Here is a 15,688-nt window from a genome sequence, read left to right as displayed (position 1 = left end):
TCGCCCGACCTGAAACCACAAAGGCGGTCGGGCCGCTGCCCGATCTTTCGGCATCGCTCCAATTGGGCAACCCTGCGAGGCTCCCGTGGCTCTGAACCGACGCGACACCGGCGGTATGGCCCGCCGTCTGGCGGTGATCTTCTCCTTGGCCTGGTTGGCGTTTTGCGTGCTGGTGGCCCTGGGGTTGGCCGAGCGCCTGTGCGCCACCTCGGGCTGTGAACTCTACGGCGAATGGACGCTGTGGGGCGTGTCCCTGTGGTGGTGGGGCGCGGGCGCCTTCGCCCTGCTGGCGGTCGCGGCCCTGGCCTCGGCACCGGCGGCCCTGGCCCTGGCCGGATTCATCGTCCTGCTCGACGCCGGGCTGCTGGCGGCCATGACTTTCATGGCCCCGTGCACCAACTGCCTCATCGCCGGGGGCGGATTCTTCCTGGTCTGGCTCTGCCTGCTGTGGGCCGTGCGCCCCAAGGGCTCGGCCACCCTGCTGGCCGTGCTCTGGGTCGCCACCCTGTCGCCCAACCTGGTGGCCCTGGCGGGCGACGGCGGCGGGTGGGCCATCTATGGCGACACCGAAAACGCCGCCACGCGCGTGTACTTTTCCCCGAGTTGCCCGGCCTGCCGCCGGGCGGTGTTTACCCTGGGGGCGCTTTCGCCCTCGGGCGTGGCCTACATCCCCGTGTCCGAAGTCCCGCAGGACGTGGACCGGCTCATCTCCCTGCACCAGGACATCCTCGCGGGCGCGCCCTTCCTGGAGGCCTTCCGCCGCGCCGTGGCGCCGGACTTCCAGCCCGGGGACCACGGCTTCTGGCGCCGCCTGCGCTACCGTGCGCTGCTGGCCCACAACCACGCCGTGTTCCGGCGCATGGGCGGGAGCGCCGTGCCCTACGTCGCCACAGTGGGCCTGCGCCCGCTGCCGGGGCTGTCCGGGCCCGTGCCGCTCTTGCAGCCCCCGGGCGAACCCCGGCCAGCGCCCGTTCCGGCCCCGGCGCCCGACGCCGCGCCGGAGCAGCCCGCGTCCGCGCCCGACGGGGCCGCCGCCCCCGAGGCAGCGCCCGACGGGACCTCCGCCCCCGAGGCATCGCCCGCCGCGCCATGAGCGACTTCGAGGCCCTGGTTCAGTCCTGCGTGCAGCAGGGCGTGTCGGACATGCACATCACCGGCGGGCACCCCGTGGTGCTGCGCAAGGACGGCACCGTGGCGCCGCAGCGCAAGATCGTCCTGCGCCATGGCGAGGTGGACGAACTGGCGCGTTCGCTCATGACCCGCCAGCAGGCCCGGACCCTGCGCCGCCAGTGGTCCGTGGACTTCGCCATTTCCGTTGCCGGCACACGCCTGCGTATCAATATTTTCGCCACCACGCGCGGGCTGTCTCTGGCCGTGCGTTTTCTGCCCGGCGAGGCGCCCGAGATCGAGATGCTCAACCTGCATCCGTCCCTGGCGGAGTTCTGTCGCGCTCCGTCGGGGCTGGTGCTGGTCTGCGGGGCCACGGGCAGCGGCAAGACCACGACCATCGCCGCGCTGCTCGGCGAGATCAACCGCAACCGCGCCGCCCATGTGGTGACCCTGGAAGACCCGGTGGAATACCGCTTCCGCTCGGTGAAGTCGTTCATCGAGCAGCGCGAGCTGGGTTCCAGCTTCCAGAGCTTCGAGCAGGGGCTCGTGGACGTGTTGCGCCAGGCGCCGGACGTGATTTTCGTGGGCGAGCTGCGCCGCGCGGAGATCATCCGCCTGACCCTGGACGCCGCCGAATCCGGGCACCTGGTTTTCGCCACGCTGCACGCCAACTCGGTGGAGGAGGCGCTGTACCGCATGCTCAACGCCTTCCCGGCCGACGCCCAGGAATTCGCGCGCTCCCAGTTGTCGTCGGCGCTGTGCGGGGTGGTGGTCCAGCGGCTGGCCCTGCGCCAGGAGCTGGGCTTCCGCGTGCCCGATCTGGCCGTGCTGCGCGCGGGCAAGGCCGTGCGCAGCATCATCCGCGAGAACCGCCTGAGCCAGCTCGAAAACACCATGGAACTGGGCCGCGAGGCGGGCATGTTCACCTTCGGCACCTACGCCGAAGAGATGCAGGCCCGGCGCAAGGCCTACGTGCACCCCTCGCGGACCCTGCGCCCCGGGCAGGAGGCCGCCCGCGAGGCGCTCTACGAATCCCCGCTCATCGATCCCCTGGCGACGGTGCATCCGGCCTTGGACGGCTCCGGCGCCCCGGGGGCGCCCTCCGGCCTCGAGGCCGGGGCGGCACCCGCAGCCCTGACCCTCGAGAACGACGACGCCCTGTCCGAGGTCATCCGCCAGATCACCGATCGCGGGCCGCAGCCCGGGGAGTGACCCCGGCGGGGTCGAGGGCGTGGAATTTGTGGTTTCGCACGCCCCGGGCCGCTGGGCCCGGGGCGTTTCGTTTCCCGCAACGGGCCGGGGGCGGACGTTCCGGCCGGGCCGCTACTTCTGGGCCGCGAACCAGTCGGCCACGGCCTGCATGTCCTCGTCGGTCATGCCCCTGGCCTTGTTTTCCATGATCTTGTTGAAGCGGGTGCCGTCGCGGAAAGCTCTGAGGGCGGCGACGATTTCGGCCGGGTCGGCGCCGTGGAACTCGGTGCCGTGGCATTTGCAGCCTTTGGCCAGGGCCTCGCCCCGGGCGGCGTCGGCCGCGTCGGCGGCGGGCAGGGTGGGCGCGGCGGCGGCGCACAGGGTCAGCACGGCGGCGGCGAAGAGCGCGGCAAGGCGCGGCATGGAACCTCCGGTGGTTTCACGTGCCGGGAGGGGTGCGCCGCCCTGGCCCTTGCCAAGGTCGCGCGGGGTCTGGCACAGTCCTGTTTTCCGCAAACCCTAGCAGGGCACGGGGGCCAGAGGCAATGGGCTATCTCGACATGCAGGCCTGCCTGCGCGACCTGGAACGGCGCGGGCAACTGGTGCGCATCCGCCAGGAGCTGGACGCGCGTCTGGAAATCGGCGCCGTGCAGCGCCGCGTATTCGCCGCCGGGGGGCCGGCGCTGCTCTTCGAGAACGTGCGCGGCTGCCGGTTCCCCATGGTCGGCAACGTGTTCGGGACCATGGAGCGCCTGCGCTTCATCTTCCGCGACACCCTGCGGACCCTGGAGCGCCTTTTCGCCCTCAAGGTGGACCCGCTGGACGCCCTGCGCCGCCCCTGGCGCTATGCGGGGGTGCCCCTGGCCCTGGCCCGGGCCCTGCCGCGCACGGTGCGCTCCGGCCCGGCTCTGGCCGTGCGCGCCCAGGTGGCCGACCTGCCCATGCTCGTGTCCTGGCCCATGGACGGCGGGGCCTACGTGACCCTGCCCCAGGTCTATTCCGAAAGCCCGGCCCGGCCCGGCTATGCGGCCTCCAACCTGGGCATGTATCGCGTGCAGCTTTCAGGCAACGCCTATGTGCCCGACCGCGAGGTCGGCCTGCACTACCAGATCCATCGCGGCCTGGGCCACCACCACGCCGAGGCCCTGGCCCGGGGCCGGCGCCTGCCGGTGAACGTCTTCGTGGGCGGCCCTCCGGCCATGACCCTGGCCGCCGTGATGCCCCTGCCCGACGGCATGCCCGAGGTCTTTTTCGCCGGTGTGCTCGGCGGGCGGCGGCTGCCCATGCTGCGCCAGCCCGGTGCCCTGCCCGTGCCCGCCCACGCCGATTTCTGCATTCAGGGCCATATCGTGCCCGGCACGGGCAAGCCCGAGGGCCCCTTCGGCGACCACCTGGGCTACTACAGCCTGACCCACGATTTTCCCGTGCTGGAGGTGGACGCCGTGTTCCACCGGCCCGACGCCGTGTGGCCCTTCACCACCGTGGGCCGCCCCCCGCAGGAGGACACGGTGTTCGGGGCCTTCATCCACGAGTTGACCGCCGCGCTGGTGCCCACGGTGTTTTCGGGAGTCCACGAGGTCCACGCCGTGGATGCCGCCGGGGTCCACCCGCTGCTGCTGGCCGTGGGCAGCGAGCGCTACGTGCCCTACGCCGAGCGCCGCACGCCCCAGGAACTGCTGACCAACGGCATGGCCCTGCTGGGCTCGACCCAGACGGCCCTGTCCAAATACGTGCTCATCGCCGCCCGCGAGGACGACGCGCGCCTGTCGGCCCACGACGTGCCCGCCTTTTTCCGGCACATGCTGGAACGCGTGGACCTCGGGCGCGACCTGCACTTCATCACTCGCACGACCATGGACACCCTGGATTATTCGGGCATCAGCCTGAATCAGGGCTCCAAGCTGCTGTGGGCGTCGTGCGGCCCGGCGCGGCGGATCCTGGCCACGGAGCTTCCCGCCGGGCTGGCCCTGCCCGAGGGCTTCGGCGACCCGCATCTGGCCGCCCCGGGCATCCTCGTGCTGCGCGGCCCGGCTCACGACCAGGGCCGCGACGCCCACGATCCGCGTCTGGAAGCCCTGGCCCGGGCCCTGGAGGGCGCCCCCGGCCTGGAGGGTCTGCCCCTGGTCGTCTGCGCCGACGACGCGGCCTTCGCCGCCCGCACCTGGGACAACCTGCTCTGGGTGGCCTTCACCCGGTCGGACCCCGCCACGGACATTTACGGCGCCGGGGCCTTCACCCACTGCAAGCACTGGGGCTGCGCCGGGCCGCTGGTGCTCGACGCGCGGCTCAAGACCTACCACGCCCCACCCCTGGAACCCGACCCCGAGGTCGAGCGGCGGGTGGACGCCCTGGGCGCCCCGGGCGGCCCGCTGGCGGGCATCATCTAGGCCGCCGCCCTGCAACGCGGGGCGGGCCGCCGCCGCGCGCGACGAAAACGCCCCGCCCAGCCCGCGGGCACGATGCGGGTGCCCGTGAAACCCCACGCGGGCCGGGGCTTGCGCCCGGGCCGTGGCGGGCGTAGAACCGGGCTTTGCCGTTCCGCCGTTTCCCACTTGCAAAGGAGACTTTTTGCCCATGCGCCGATTCCTGCCCCTGCTGCTCGTGTTCGCTGCCCTGACCCTTGCCGCCTGCGCCCCGCGCACGGGCGGTCCGGCCCTCAAGGAGCGCATCCGCGAGGCCGTGCGTGAAAATCCGGAAATGGTCCTCGAGGCCCTGGCTCAGGACAAGGTGGCCCTGCTGGAGCTTGTGGAGCAGGGCGCCCGCGAACGGCGCGACCGGGCCATGCGCGACAAATGGCGCCAGCAGTTGGACGCGCCCCTGGAACCGGCCCTGGACCCCGCCCGCCCCTGGGACGGCGCGCCCGACGCGGCGGTGACCGTGGTCTCCTATTCCGACTTTTTGTGCGGCTACTGCGCCCGGGGCTCGCGGACCGTCGACGCCCTGGTGCGCAAGTATCCCGGCAGGGTCCGCCACCTGACAAAGCACGCGCCCATGTCCGAGCACGGCGAGTACGCCGCCCGGCTCTACGAGGCCCTGGGCCTGCAACAGGGGGAACTGGCGCTGGAATTCGCCCGGCAGGCCTTTGCCGGGCAGGCGGCGATCGCCGCCGCGCCGCAGCCTCAGGAGGCCTTTCTGGCGCTGGCGCTGGCCCTGCCCGGGGTGGACGCCGCGCGCCTGACGGCCGACATGGAGAGCGAGGCCGTGCGCACCCGCGTGCGCGACGATGCCCGCGAGTTCCTGGACTGGGGCTTCTCCGGGGTGCCGGTCTACCTGTTCAACGGCGTGGCCCTGGAGGGCGCCGTGTCCGAGCAGACCATGGAAGAGGTGCTGGAGCTGGTCCAGGGCGGCAAGTAGCCGCCCCGGGTCCGGCCGCCCGGTCTGCCCGGGGGAACGAAGGCCCGCAGCCGTGGTGACGGCTGCGGGCCTTCGTTTTGGCGCGGCGGGCGTCCGGGGTCAGGGCCGGTCCAGGGCATAGTCGCGGCAGATGGCCTCGAAGGCGTCCATGTCCGCCTCGCGGCGCCCGCGCATGAACGCGCCCAGGAGCACCGCGCCGATGCCCGCGCGCCACATGCGCCCGCGCCGGACCCCGGCCCAGGGGCGGCGCAGCAGGCGCCTGAGCAACGGCGCGCCCTGGCGTCCGGCGCCCTGCACCATGTCCGGTTCCGGCCTGGGTTGCGCATCTGGCGATGCGTCCGCCTCCGGGGCCGGGCTTTCGGCAAAGAAACCCGCCGGGGCGCCCAGGGTGCCGTAGAAGGCGTCGGCGTATTGGGCCAGGGTGCGGTTGCCCAGCAGGGCGTCGGTCGGGCCCAGGCGGTCGAGCACCAGGTCGCAACCGGTGCGCGGGGCGGCCAGCGTCAGGCGGAAATGGCCCGGGGTAAAGGAGAAGGCGCGCAGTTCCAGGCCGCCGGGCACCAGGGCCGTGACGCCGAAGGCGGCCCAGGGTACGAGGCCCTCCGGCGGGTGGTCGCCCAGGCTTTCCAGCACGGCCAGGGCCGTGGCCGCGGCCGCGTCTTTCTCGGGCAGGGGGCCGCCGGTGGGCAGGATGAAGCGCGCGTTGGCCGTGAGGCCCGTGTCCGGGTGGTGCATCAGGGCGCCCAGGCCGCCGCCCTCCTTGCCGCGCCAGGCAAAGGGCAGCCGCACGGAACCCGGCCCCTGCGGGGAGGATGCGGCGGCCCACCCCGGGGGCAGGGTGTCGGGAGCCCGGTCCAGGGTCGCGCCCGGGCCCAGGGCCGCGGCCAGGCGCGCCCAGTGGGCCTCGGGGTCGAAAGGCTCCCGGGAGCGGCGCCAGCGCAGGTCCAGCTCCTGGCCGTCGCGGCCTTCCAGGCGCAGGGCGCAGGCCTGGAATTCGGCCGCCGCCCAGTCGCGCGGCACCTGGACGCTCACGCCGTTCCACGCCAGGGTCTTGGGAGGCGCCTGGGGCTCGGTCATGGGGCGGCGGGGGCGTGCTGCGGCGCGGTTCTCGACATGGTGGCGAGGATAGCCCCGGGTCCCGGGATTGTCCAGATATCCTGGCAAGGCCGGAACTTTCATGGTATGGAATTGGCGGACCCCTCGAAGAAGATCGCGTCTTCCGCCTACCGCAAAGGGCCTTGGGGAGGGCAGGGAGGGCGCGGATTTTCCGGATTCAGATGGAAATACGCGTCCCTGCATTCCCCCTGCGCGGGTCGGAGAATACCCTACCGCAGCGATAGGATTTTCATGTATTTGAGCGTGTTGCGCCCATTTCGCTGGACAGGAACCGCTTGGGCGAATTATGGGGGTCGGGATATATCCGGTTCGGAGGGCGGGCTTTCCGGGCCGTGGTGGAGTGACCCCGTCATGCGTGCCTGGCACGAAAGGAGGGCAGCGGTGGAGACATCGGGATGGAACTGGGAGCCGGGCGAGCGCCTTGTTGCGGACCTCGGCGCCAATAAGGACAAGTACGAGTGGGTCGAGGAACCTCAGGTGAGCCCCGACGGCGAAACCTACGCCGCGGTGGCCAACGTCCAGGGCGAGTTCACGGCCTGCGTGAACGACGAGGCCTGGGAAAACACCTTCGAGCGTGTCTGGAACCTCGGCTTCGCCCCCGACGGCAGGCTGACGGCCTGCGCCTCGGAGATGGGCGAGTGGAAGTTCGTCGTGGACGGCGAGCCCTGGGAGGACAGCTTCGGCTACGTCTGGGAGCCGCAGTTCAGCGCCGACGGCGCGGTCATCGCCGCCGCCATCCAGAACGACGGCAGCTACGGCATGGCCGTTGACGGCACGCCCTGGGAAACGCTGTACGAGAACGCCACGGCCTTCACGCTCAGCGCGGACGGCGCGCACAGCGCCGCCGCCGTGCAGGCCAAGGAACTGGGGCAGGCGGACATCAAGCGCTACCAGGAAGGCCTGTACACCGTGGCCATCGACGGCGAGGCCTGGGAGACCCTGTTCACCAACGTTTTCGGCGTGACCCTCTCGCCGGACGGCAGCCGCGCCGCCGCAGAGGTGCGCACCAACCTGTACGACTTCACCGTGGCCGTGGACGGCACGCCGTGGGCCGCACGCTTCCAGGGCGTGTGGAAGCCGGTGTTCGACCCGCGCAACGGCTCCATCGTCGCCCCGGTGCGCCAGGGCGGCAAGTGGTCGCTGGCGCGCGACGGGCATCTGATCTGGAGCCAGTACGTCCAGTGCTGGCACGCCGCCTTCAGCGCCGACGGCGCGCGTCTGGCGGCCATCGTCAGCCCGCAGTTCGGCCGCTGGACCGTGGCCGTGGACGACAAGCCCTGGGGCCTGACCTTCGGCGAGATGGTCACCGACCTGACGCTGTCGGCCGACGGCGCCCGCGCGGCCGCCCTGGGCAAGGACGGCGGCAAGTGGGCCGTCATGGTCGACGGCAAGGCCTGGGCGGGCCGCTACGACATGGCCTGGGCCCCGGTGTTCAGCGCCGACGGCGCCCACGTTGCGGTCAAGGTCGAAAAGGGCGGCAAGTACACCGTGGCTGTTGACGGCAAGGAGTACTCCCGCGCCGGTGAGGCCTGCTTCGATCCGGCGTTCAGCCCCGACGGCAGCCTCGTCCTCGTCAAGATGATCGAAAACGGCAAGTACCACCGCCGCGTGGTGCCCGTGGCCGATTTCAAATAGGGGGGAGACATGCACGCATTCTACGCCCTTGTGAGCGGCCCCCTCGTCTGGGTGGCCTTCGCCCTGTTCCTGGGCGGCAGCATCTGGAAAATCGCCTCGCTCCTGGCCGAAACCAAGGCCAAGGACACCTACGTCGTCGAGTACTGGAGCTGGCGCCACGCGTTCGCGAGCTTCCTGCACTGGCTGGTGCCCTTCATGAGCACCAACTCGCGCCGCCAGCCGGTGATGACCATCGTCACCTTCCTGTTCCACGTGGGCATCGTCCTCGTGCCGCTGTTCACCCTGGGGCACCTGGTGCTGCTGGAGGAGAGCGCGCTCGGCGTGAGCTGGGCCGCGCTGCCCGACAGCGCGGTGGACGCCGCCGCATGGATCGTGGTGCTCGGCTGCGTCTACTTCGCATGGCGCCGCCTGACTCTGCCCGAGGTCCGCTTCGTGACCAGCGCCGCCGACTTCGGCATTCTGCTCGTCGTGGCCGCGCCGTTCATCACGGGCATCCTGGCCTACCACGGCTGGGGCGACAACCTGCTCATGACCAGCCTGCACATGCTTTGCGGCGAGATCATGCTCGCGGCCATTCCCTTCACGCGGCTGTCGCACATGCTGACCTTCTGGTACACCCGGGGCTACACCGCCTCCGAGTTCGGCGCCGTGCGCAACGTGTACGACTGGTAGGCCCGCCCGAACCCGCGAACGCATTGCCAAGGAGATCCTACAATGGCTGAAATCGCCGAAAACACCCAAGCCGCAGCGAAGGCCATGACCTACGTGGAGCGCGTGGCGGCCAAGTCGGCCCAGGACAAGGCCGACGGGAAATATGACCAGTTCGCGTCCATCAAGGACGTGGGCGTGGACGACGGCGTCGCGCGGCTGACGCCCGAACGCATCGAGAAGACCATCAACCAGGTGCTGCGCGGCGAGTGCGGCGCCCGGATGCGGGCCTACGTGCAGACCTGCGTGCATTGCGGCCTGTGCTCCGACGCCTGCCATCACTACCTCTCCAACGACAAGGATCCCAAGTATTCCCCGGTGGGCAAGGTCAAGCGCACCGTGTGGAACATGCTGGAGAAGCAGGGCAAGCTGACGCCCCAGGAGTGCCGTGAGGCCGTGGTCGTGGCGCACACCGAGTGCAACCTGTGCCGCCGCTGCCAGCAGTTCTGCCCCTTCGGCATCGACGTGGCCTACATGATCCAGACCGTGCGGCGCATCTGCCACAAGCTGGGCATCACTCCGCAGTACATCCAGGACACCTGCCACTCCCACGCCTCCACCAACAACCAGATGTGGGTCAAGGACGACGAGTGGACGGACACCCTGCAGTGGCAGGAGGACGAGGCCCGCGACGAGATTCCGACCATCCGCATCCCCATCGGCAAGGTCGGGGCGGATTTCATGTACTCGGTCATCGCGCCGGAGCCCAAGTTCCGCACGCACCTCATCTATCAGGCCGCGGTGATCTTCGATCAGGCCGGATGCGACTGGACCATGCCCGCCACCCCGGGCTGGGACAACTCCGACATGGCCATGTTCACCGGCGACTTCGAGACCATGGGCCGCGTGAAGAAGGTGCACTACGAGGCCGCCCAGAAGCTGCGCGTGAAGAAGATCGTCATGGGCGAATGCGGCCACGCCTTCCGCAGCGTCTACGACGTGGGCAACCGCTGGCTGGGCTGGAAGATGCCTCCGGTGCCCATGGTCCACTCCATCGAGTTCTTCTATGAGTTGGTCAAGGCCGGGCGGGTGAAACCGCGCGAGCTGTTCCCCGAGCGGGTGACCTTCCACGACCCGTGCAACACCGTGCGCGGGCGCGGCCTGCACGAGATGGGCCGCTACGTGGCGAGCGCCTTCACCCAGGGCGTGGTGGAAATGGCGCCCAACAAGGTCTTCAACATCTGCTGCAACGCGGGCGGCGGCGTCATCAACTGCGGGCCGCCGTGGAAGACCAAGCGGGTGCTCTCCAACCGTTACAAGGCCGAGCAACTGGCGCGCATGAAGGACCAGGGCATCAATACCATCATCTCGCCCTGCCACAACTGCCACGGCGGCCTGGAGGACATCATCCACCACTACGGGCTGGAGATGAAGCTCATGTTCCTGGGCGACCTGCTCTTCAAGTACATGGAGAAGCCCGGGGCGGCGGAGTAGCCTAACCGACAACGCCCCGGCAACGGGGCGGGGAGGACCACCATATGCATCCCAAACACGTTCTTGCGGCCCTGGCCCTTGCGGTCCTTGCCGCCGTGGCCCTGGTGGCGGCGCCTGTCGCCTGGAGCCAGGACGACATCGTGGAGCTCAAGGCCGAGGCCTTCGGGACGCACCTGCGCCCGGCGGCGGTCTTCAACCACGACGAGCACAACGAGAAGGCCGAGCTGGACGACTGCGCCCGCTGCCACCACGTCTACGAGGACGGCAAGCTCGTGGAAGGCGAGGACTCCGTGGGCACCCCGTGCAGCGACTGCCACGGCCTGAAGGCTTCCGGCAGCCAGCCGGGCCTGCGCGAGGCCTACCACCGCCAGTGCAAGGAGTGCCACGACGCGCGCTCGGCCGGGCCCATGGCCTGCGGCCAGTGCCACGTGGGCAGCTAGGAAAACGAAGCATCCGGGGCGTTCCAGGGGGCTGCGTGGCCTCTTGGAACGCCCTTTTTTTTCAGCAGGTTGCCTCTGGGCGGCCGGGGCCGGGAAAATTCTTGGCCCCAAGGTTGAAAACCGTTGACAAGAGGGGGCGCTGCCGATAGACACAGTGCTCCCGACTGTGGGAGCGCGGGCGGGTAGCTCAGCTGGGAGAGCATCGGCCTTACAAGCCGAGGGTCACAGGTTCGAGCCCTGTTCCGCCCACCACAGAGGTCCGGGATCACGCGGAGCCGTAGTTAAGTTGGTTATAACGCCGGCCTGTCACGCCGGAGGCCGAGGGTTCGAGTCCCTTCGGCTCCGCCACTTGAAAGACCAGGGGCTTGCACGCAAGCCCCTTCTTGATGCCCCAAACTGAGAGCGGGATTTGGGGCGATCATCGCCCAGGGGTGACGGCTTCCAGGGGGAGCCCGTGGTCATGCGGCCACAGCCCGAAGGAACCTCTCGCGCCCCGGCGCGACGTTCAGCCCGCCATGTTCATATCGCGGAGCCGTAGTTAAGTTGGTTATAACGCCGGCCTGTCACGCCGGAGGCCGAGGGTTCGAGTCCCTTCGGCTCCGCCACCGACACTGACCGCCCCTGCGGGGCGAAATCGACCCAAGCCCGGAAGCGCAAGCTTCCGGGCTTTTTGTCGTGGTCCGCTACGCGGCGGCGCTTTTCCGGCAGCGAAGCTGAACGCGGCGCGCCGGTGGCTCCCGAGGCCGGACGGGACGTTTTGAAGAACTGTTTCCACTTCTCCTGGCCTCGAATTGCCGGGGGTGTGGAGACATTCCCGTTGCATTTCAAATCTGCTTTTAGTGAAGTGGGTTAACTGATTTTGTATAAACAAAAAAGAGATGCTTTACTCGCATTTTTATTTTATTTATGACAAGCGATGCTCGGATTCAGTGCAGGATGCGGCATGGTGCCGCCCCTGGCTGTAGAGCCTGAAATGGAGGCTGTCATGGGGAAATACGTAATCAGGAAGACGACGGACGATCAGTACATGTTCAATCTCAAGGCCGGGAATGGGGAGATCATTCTCACCAGTGAGCGGTACACGACCAAGGCGGCGTGTAAAAACGGGATTGCTTCGGTTCAGGCCAATTCTCCTTTTGAGGAAAGGTATGAAATTCGCGAATCTTCATTGAAGGAGCCGTATTTTGTGCTCAAGGCGGCCAATAATCAGATTATCGGCGTGAGCGAGATGTATTCGTCCATGGCGGCGTGCAGGAATGGCATCAAGTCCGTCCAGGCCAACGGCTCCACCGAGACGATTGAGGAGGAATAAGCCCCGCGCCAAAGGGGTTTGCCTCCGAGGGCCCCAAACGCCACAAGGCCCGGGAGCGCAAACTCCCGGGCCTTGTGGCGTTTGGGGCCCGGCCCGGCCTTAGCGGCCGTGGCCCAGGCGGAAGGAGATGCGGGCGCTGTAGTCCAGGATCAGGCGGCTGAAGCGGGGGATGTCGTGCTCGATGCGCGCGCTGGGGCCGGTGACGCTCACCGAGGCCACGACCTTGCCCGAATAGTCGCGGATGGGTCCGGCCACGCAGGAGATGCCGGTGTTGTTCTCCTGGCGGTCCACGGCGTAGCCCTTTTCGCGGATTTCCTCCAGGGTCTTGCGCAGCAGGACCTGGTCCGTGATGGTCATGGCCGTGTGCGGTTCCAGGGGCGTTCGGGCCAGAAAGTCCTCCAGCTCGTTCATGGGCATGTTGGCCAGGAAGACCTTGCCCGTGCCCGTGGAGTGGAGGTCGCTGCGTCGTCCGATGTGGAAGGAAATCTTGTTGCTGGTGTGGGCTTCCATCTTGTCGATGATGACGGCCTGGGCGTGGTCGTTGATGGACAGGTGCACCGATTCGCCGGAGGCCTCGCACAGTTCCTTGATGATGTCGGCGGCGACCTTGCGGATTTCCATCTTGTTCAGAACGTGGTTGCCCAGGGCCATGATCTTCATGGTCGGCCTGTAGCGGTCGGTGTCGGCGTCCTGCTCCATGTAGCCGGTGTCCACGAAGGTTCGCAGCAGGCGGAAGACCGTGGCCTTGTTGATGCCCAGATGCTTGGCGATGTCCACCACGCGCACGTCTTTTTCCGCGCGGCAGACGTATTCGAAGACGCGCAGGGCCTTGGTGACGGACTGGACCGAGGAGGAGGACGTTTCTTTTTCCGGTGTGGTGTTCATGGCTCTCGGGTCGGGGGGATGAAACGGTCCGGATGCGGCCCCCATGGCCCTCCGGAAACTCATTCAGTTAATGCATTTTTGAGTGTTTCGTCAAGTGAAACGGATTTTTACGCCTTGTCGCCAAAAAAGAACCGGGAGCGGGCCCGAAGGCCGCGCTCCCGGGAGGCAGGGGGGAGGGGGATGGCAATTCCTGCCGTTTACTGGGGCGTTACACGATGCCGACCAGAGGCCACCAGAGCTTCAGGGCGGCGATGAGCACCAGGCAGGCCATGATGGCCAGCGGAATGGCGCCCTTGAGTTGCTGTTGGACCGTATAGCGCCCGGTACCGTAGAAGATCAGGTTGGGGGCGCTGTTGAAGGGCATGAAGAAGGCGCCCACGGACAGGGCCATGGACGAGATCAGGCCCACGACGTAGGGGTCGAAACCGAACTGCTTGGCCAGGGCGATGGTGATGGGCAGCACGATCAGCATCATGGCGTTCATGCCCGCGAACATGAAGTGGATGAAGACGATGATCGGGATGAGGATCAGCAGGAAGCTGGTCAGGCCCATGCCTTCGAAGATCGGGTTGCCGGCCAGGGTGACTTCCACAAGCCACTTGAAGCCGCCGAACTTGTTGATCAGGTTGGCCATGCCCATGGCGAAGCCGAGCCAGATCAGCGCGGGCCAGGACACGCGGTTGTTGATGTCCTTCCAGGTCACGGCGCCGATGCCGGGGAAGAGCAGGGCCACCAGCAGGAAGGAGGACTTGGTGGCGTTGATGCCGTGCAGGAACTCCGTGGCCCACATGAGCAGGGTCAGGCCCATGATGATGGCGGTGCTTTTTTCCTGACGCGTCATGGGGCCCATGGCCTTCAACTGGTCGCGGGCGAAGGTCGAGCAGCTCACGCCGAGGTCGCTGGTCATGGGGAACATCTTGTAGACGACCCAGGGCAGCAGCAGAATGAGCGGGAGGCCCGGGAAGAAACCGGCGACAAACCAGTCCGTCCAGGTCACGGTGCGTCCGGTCATCTCGCTGATGATCTTGACGCACAGCATGTTGCCGCCCATGGCGGTCATGAACATGAACGTGTTGGTCGTGTTGATGAACATGTTGGCCAGCATGATGGTGTGGTCGCCCTTGTGCTCGCCGGGCTTGTAGCCCAGGCTGTCGCACAGGCTGTCCGTCACGCCGCACATGATGGCGCCGCGCGCGGTGTTGGACGGCGTGAAGGGCGCCAGGATGTTGTTGGCCATGGTGGTGACGTAAAGCAGCTTCAGGTTGCCGTCGCCGCATTTGGTCAGCATCAGGTAGGCCAGGCGCTTGCCCAGGCCGGTGTGCCCGATGGTCGCGCCGAGGATCATGGCGAAGAGCACCATCCACCACACCGGGCTGTTGAACCCGCTAAGCACCAGGTCGGCCGGGGCTTTGCCCACGATGATGAGCGCCGCCGCCGCCACGATGGCCGAGAGGTATTCCGGGATGGGCCGGACGATCCAGAAGACAATGGCTGCCAGGAAGATGATCAGTGCATGCTTGGACATGGGGTCCAGGCCCTCGAAGGGCAAGGTCATGTCCAAGATCAAGAGCAGGATCGTCGCTCCCAGGCTAATGCCCCATTTCAGCATAACACGCCTCCTCACTTCGCTTCTTTTGCAACCGAGCAGACCAGTGCGAGCAGCTGCTCCAGCGTTTTGGCGGTCTTCACGCCCGCAGCTTCAAGCGCCGCATACTTGGACTCGGCCGTTCCCGAGTTTCCGGCGACGATGGCCCCGGCGTGGCCCATTTTCTTCTGGGCCGGGGCGGTGCTGCCCGCAATGAACGCGAAAACCGGTTTGGGGTATTTTTCAGAGGACAGGTAGGCGGCGGCGGTTTCCTCCCCGGCTCCGCCGATTTCGCCGATGAGCACCACGCAGGTGGTCTGCGGGTCATCGCGCAGCAGCTTGAGCACGTCGGTGAACGAGCTGCCCGGCACGGGGTCGCCGCCGATGCCCACGCAGGTGGACTGGCCGATACCCTGGATGCTCAGGCAGGAGGCCACCTCGTGGGTCAGGGTGCCACTGCGCGAAACGATGCCTACGTTGCCCTCCTTGTAGAGGAAGCCGGGCATGATGCCGATCTTGCTCCGCCCGGGGCTGATGACGCCGATGGTGTTGGGCCCCACGATGACGGCGCCCAACTCGGCGGCGCGCTCACGCATGGCCAGCGTGTCGCGCACGGGAACGTACTCTGTGACGGGAACAATGGTTTTCACGCCGTTTTCCATGGCCTCGATGGCGCAGTCCTTCACGCCGAAGGGCGGCACCAGAACCATGGATGCGTCGATGGGCCCGCAGGCGAGGATGGCTTCGGCCACCGTGTCGAACACGGGCAGGCCTTCGACGGTCTGTCCTCCCTTGCCGGGGGTGACGCCGCCCACGAGCTTGCAGCCGTATTCCAGGCTGTGTTTGGCGTGAATCCGGCCCTGTTTGCCGGTGATGCCCTGGATGATGAACCGGGTTTCCTTATCGACAATGATGGCCATG

Annotated in this window: 14 protein-coding genes and 3 tRNA genes; 12 read left to right on the top strand and 5 right to left on the bottom strand. The window is 67.9% G+C overall.

The window, feature by feature from the left end:
• The first annotated feature begins 85 nt into the window (after window positions 1–85).
• Both ACZ5KV_RS02065 and ACZ5KV_RS02060 read left to right on the top strand, forming a co-directional pair.
• Window positions 86–1,093, top strand: coding sequence for a hypothetical protein (locus ACZ5KV_RS02065; protein ID WP_464240684.1), 1,008 nt, complete (start codon window positions 86–88; stop codon window positions 1,091–1,093).
• The gene (locus tag ACZ5KV_RS02060) at window positions 1,090–2,322 is read left to right on the top strand and encodes a type IV pilus twitching motility protein PilT (protein ID WP_464240683.1); all 1,233 of its coding nucleotides are present in this window, start codon (window positions 1,090–1,092) and stop codon (window positions 2,320–2,322) included. Before ACZ5KV_RS02065 ends, ACZ5KV_RS02060 begins: the two co-directional genes overlap by 4 nt.
• Window positions 2,323–2,433: 111 nt before the next feature.
• Here ACZ5KV_RS02060 and ACZ5KV_RS02055 read toward each other — a convergent pair whose 3' ends face one another.
• Window positions 2,434–2,724: a c-type cytochrome gene (locus ACZ5KV_RS02055; RefSeq protein WP_464240682.1), complete on the bottom strand. Its 291-nt coding sequence runs from the start codon at window positions 2,722–2,724 to the stop codon at window positions 2,434–2,436.
• 122 nt (window positions 2,725–2,846) lie between these two features.
• Here ACZ5KV_RS02055 and ACZ5KV_RS02050 point away from each other — a divergent pair, with 122 nt between their 5' ends.
• Entirely contained in the window at window positions 2,847–4,688 is a 1,842-nt protein-coding gene (locus ACZ5KV_RS02050) for a UbiD family decarboxylase (RefSeq protein ID WP_464240681.1), read from the top strand.
• Window positions 4,689–4,875: 187 nt separating this feature from the next.
• Window positions 4,876–5,655 carry a DsbA family protein gene (locus tag ACZ5KV_RS02045; protein WP_464240680.1) on the top strand — a complete coding sequence of 260 codons (780 nt, stop codon included), beginning with the start codon at window positions 4,876–4,878 and terminating at the stop codon, window positions 5,653–5,655.
• Window positions 5,656–5,754: 99 nt separating this feature from the next.
• Here ACZ5KV_RS02045 and ACZ5KV_RS02040 read toward each other — a convergent pair whose 3' ends face one another.
• Window positions 5,755–6,729 carry a hypothetical protein gene (locus ACZ5KV_RS02040; RefSeq protein WP_464240679.1) on the bottom strand — a complete coding sequence of 325 codons (975 nt, stop codon included), beginning with the start codon at window positions 6,727–6,729 and terminating at the stop codon, window positions 5,755–5,757.
• 420 nt (window positions 6,730–7,149) lie between these two features.
• On the opposite strand from ACZ5KV_RS02040, the gene tmcD reads away from it, so the two are divergent.
• From tmcD to ACZ5KV_RS02000, 8 genes are all read left to right on the top strand, one after another.
• The gene (tmcD, locus tag ACZ5KV_RS02035; RefSeq protein WP_464240678.1) at window positions 7,150–8,403 is read left to right on the top strand and encodes an electron transfer complex subunit TmcD; all 1,254 of its coding nucleotides are present in this window, start codon (window positions 7,150–7,152) and stop codon (window positions 8,401–8,403) included.
• 9 nt (window positions 8,404–8,412) lie between these two features.
• Entirely contained in the window at window positions 8,413–9,075 is a 663-nt protein-coding gene (gene tmcC / locus ACZ5KV_RS02030) for a TmcC family electron transfer complex membrane anchor subunit (RefSeq protein ID WP_464240677.1), read from the top strand.
• 42 nt (window positions 9,076–9,117) lie between these two features.
• A complete protein-coding gene (tmcB, locus tag ACZ5KV_RS02025) occupies window positions 9,118–10,545 on the top strand; it encodes an electron transfer complex ferredoxin TmcB (RefSeq protein ID WP_464240676.1) in 1,428 nt (475 codons plus the stop codon).
• Between the two features lie 44 nt (window positions 10,546–10,589).
• Entirely contained in the window at window positions 10,590–10,985 is a 396-nt protein-coding gene (gene tmcA, locus ACZ5KV_RS02020) for an acidic tetraheme cytochrome c3 TmcA (RefSeq protein WP_464240675.1), read from the top strand.
• Window positions 10,986–11,161: 176 nt separating this feature from the next.
• Window positions 11,162–11,237: transfer RNA gene (locus ACZ5KV_RS02015), tRNA-Val, on the top strand.
• A 19-nt stretch (window positions 11,238–11,256) separates the two neighbouring features.
• A tRNA-Asp gene (locus ACZ5KV_RS02010) sits at window positions 11,257–11,333 on the top strand.
• A gap of 180 nt (window positions 11,334–11,513) precedes the next feature.
• A tRNA-Asp gene (locus ACZ5KV_RS02005) sits at window positions 11,514–11,590 on the top strand.
• A 338-nt stretch (window positions 11,591–11,928) separates the two neighbouring features.
• Window positions 11,929–12,297, top strand: coding sequence for a YegP family protein (locus ACZ5KV_RS02000; RefSeq protein ID WP_464240674.1), 369 nt, complete (start codon window positions 11,929–11,931; stop codon window positions 12,295–12,297).
• 99 nt (window positions 12,298–12,396) lie between these two features.
• Here the strand turns inward: ACZ5KV_RS02000 and ACZ5KV_RS01995 are convergent, their stop codons facing one another.
• The 3 genes from ACZ5KV_RS01995 to sucD all read right to left on the bottom strand — a co-directional run bounded on the left by ACZ5KV_RS01995 (window position 12,397) and on the right by sucD (window position 15,687).
• Window positions 12,397–13,182, bottom strand: coding sequence for an IclR family transcriptional regulator (locus tag ACZ5KV_RS01995; protein ID WP_464240673.1), 786 nt, complete (start codon window positions 13,180–13,182; stop codon window positions 12,397–12,399).
• A 208-nt stretch (window positions 13,183–13,390) separates the two neighbouring features.
• Window positions 13,391–14,791, bottom strand: a complete 1,401-nt coding sequence (locus ACZ5KV_RS01990) for a DASS family sodium-coupled anion symporter (protein WP_464240672.1) — start codon at window positions 14,789–14,791, stop codon at window positions 13,391–13,393.
• Between the two features lie 11 nt (window positions 14,792–14,802).
• Window positions 14,803–15,687, bottom strand: coding sequence for a succinate--CoA ligase subunit alpha (sucD, locus tag ACZ5KV_RS01985; protein ID WP_464240671.1), 885 nt, complete (start codon window positions 15,685–15,687; stop codon window positions 14,803–14,805).
• Window position 15,688: the final 1 nt, after the last annotated feature.

Source organism: Desulfocurvus thunnarius, from assembly GCF_055390965.1.
The sequence above is the reverse complement of the archived record's forward strand: the minus strand, read 5'-3'. Positions and strand labels throughout refer to the sequence as shown.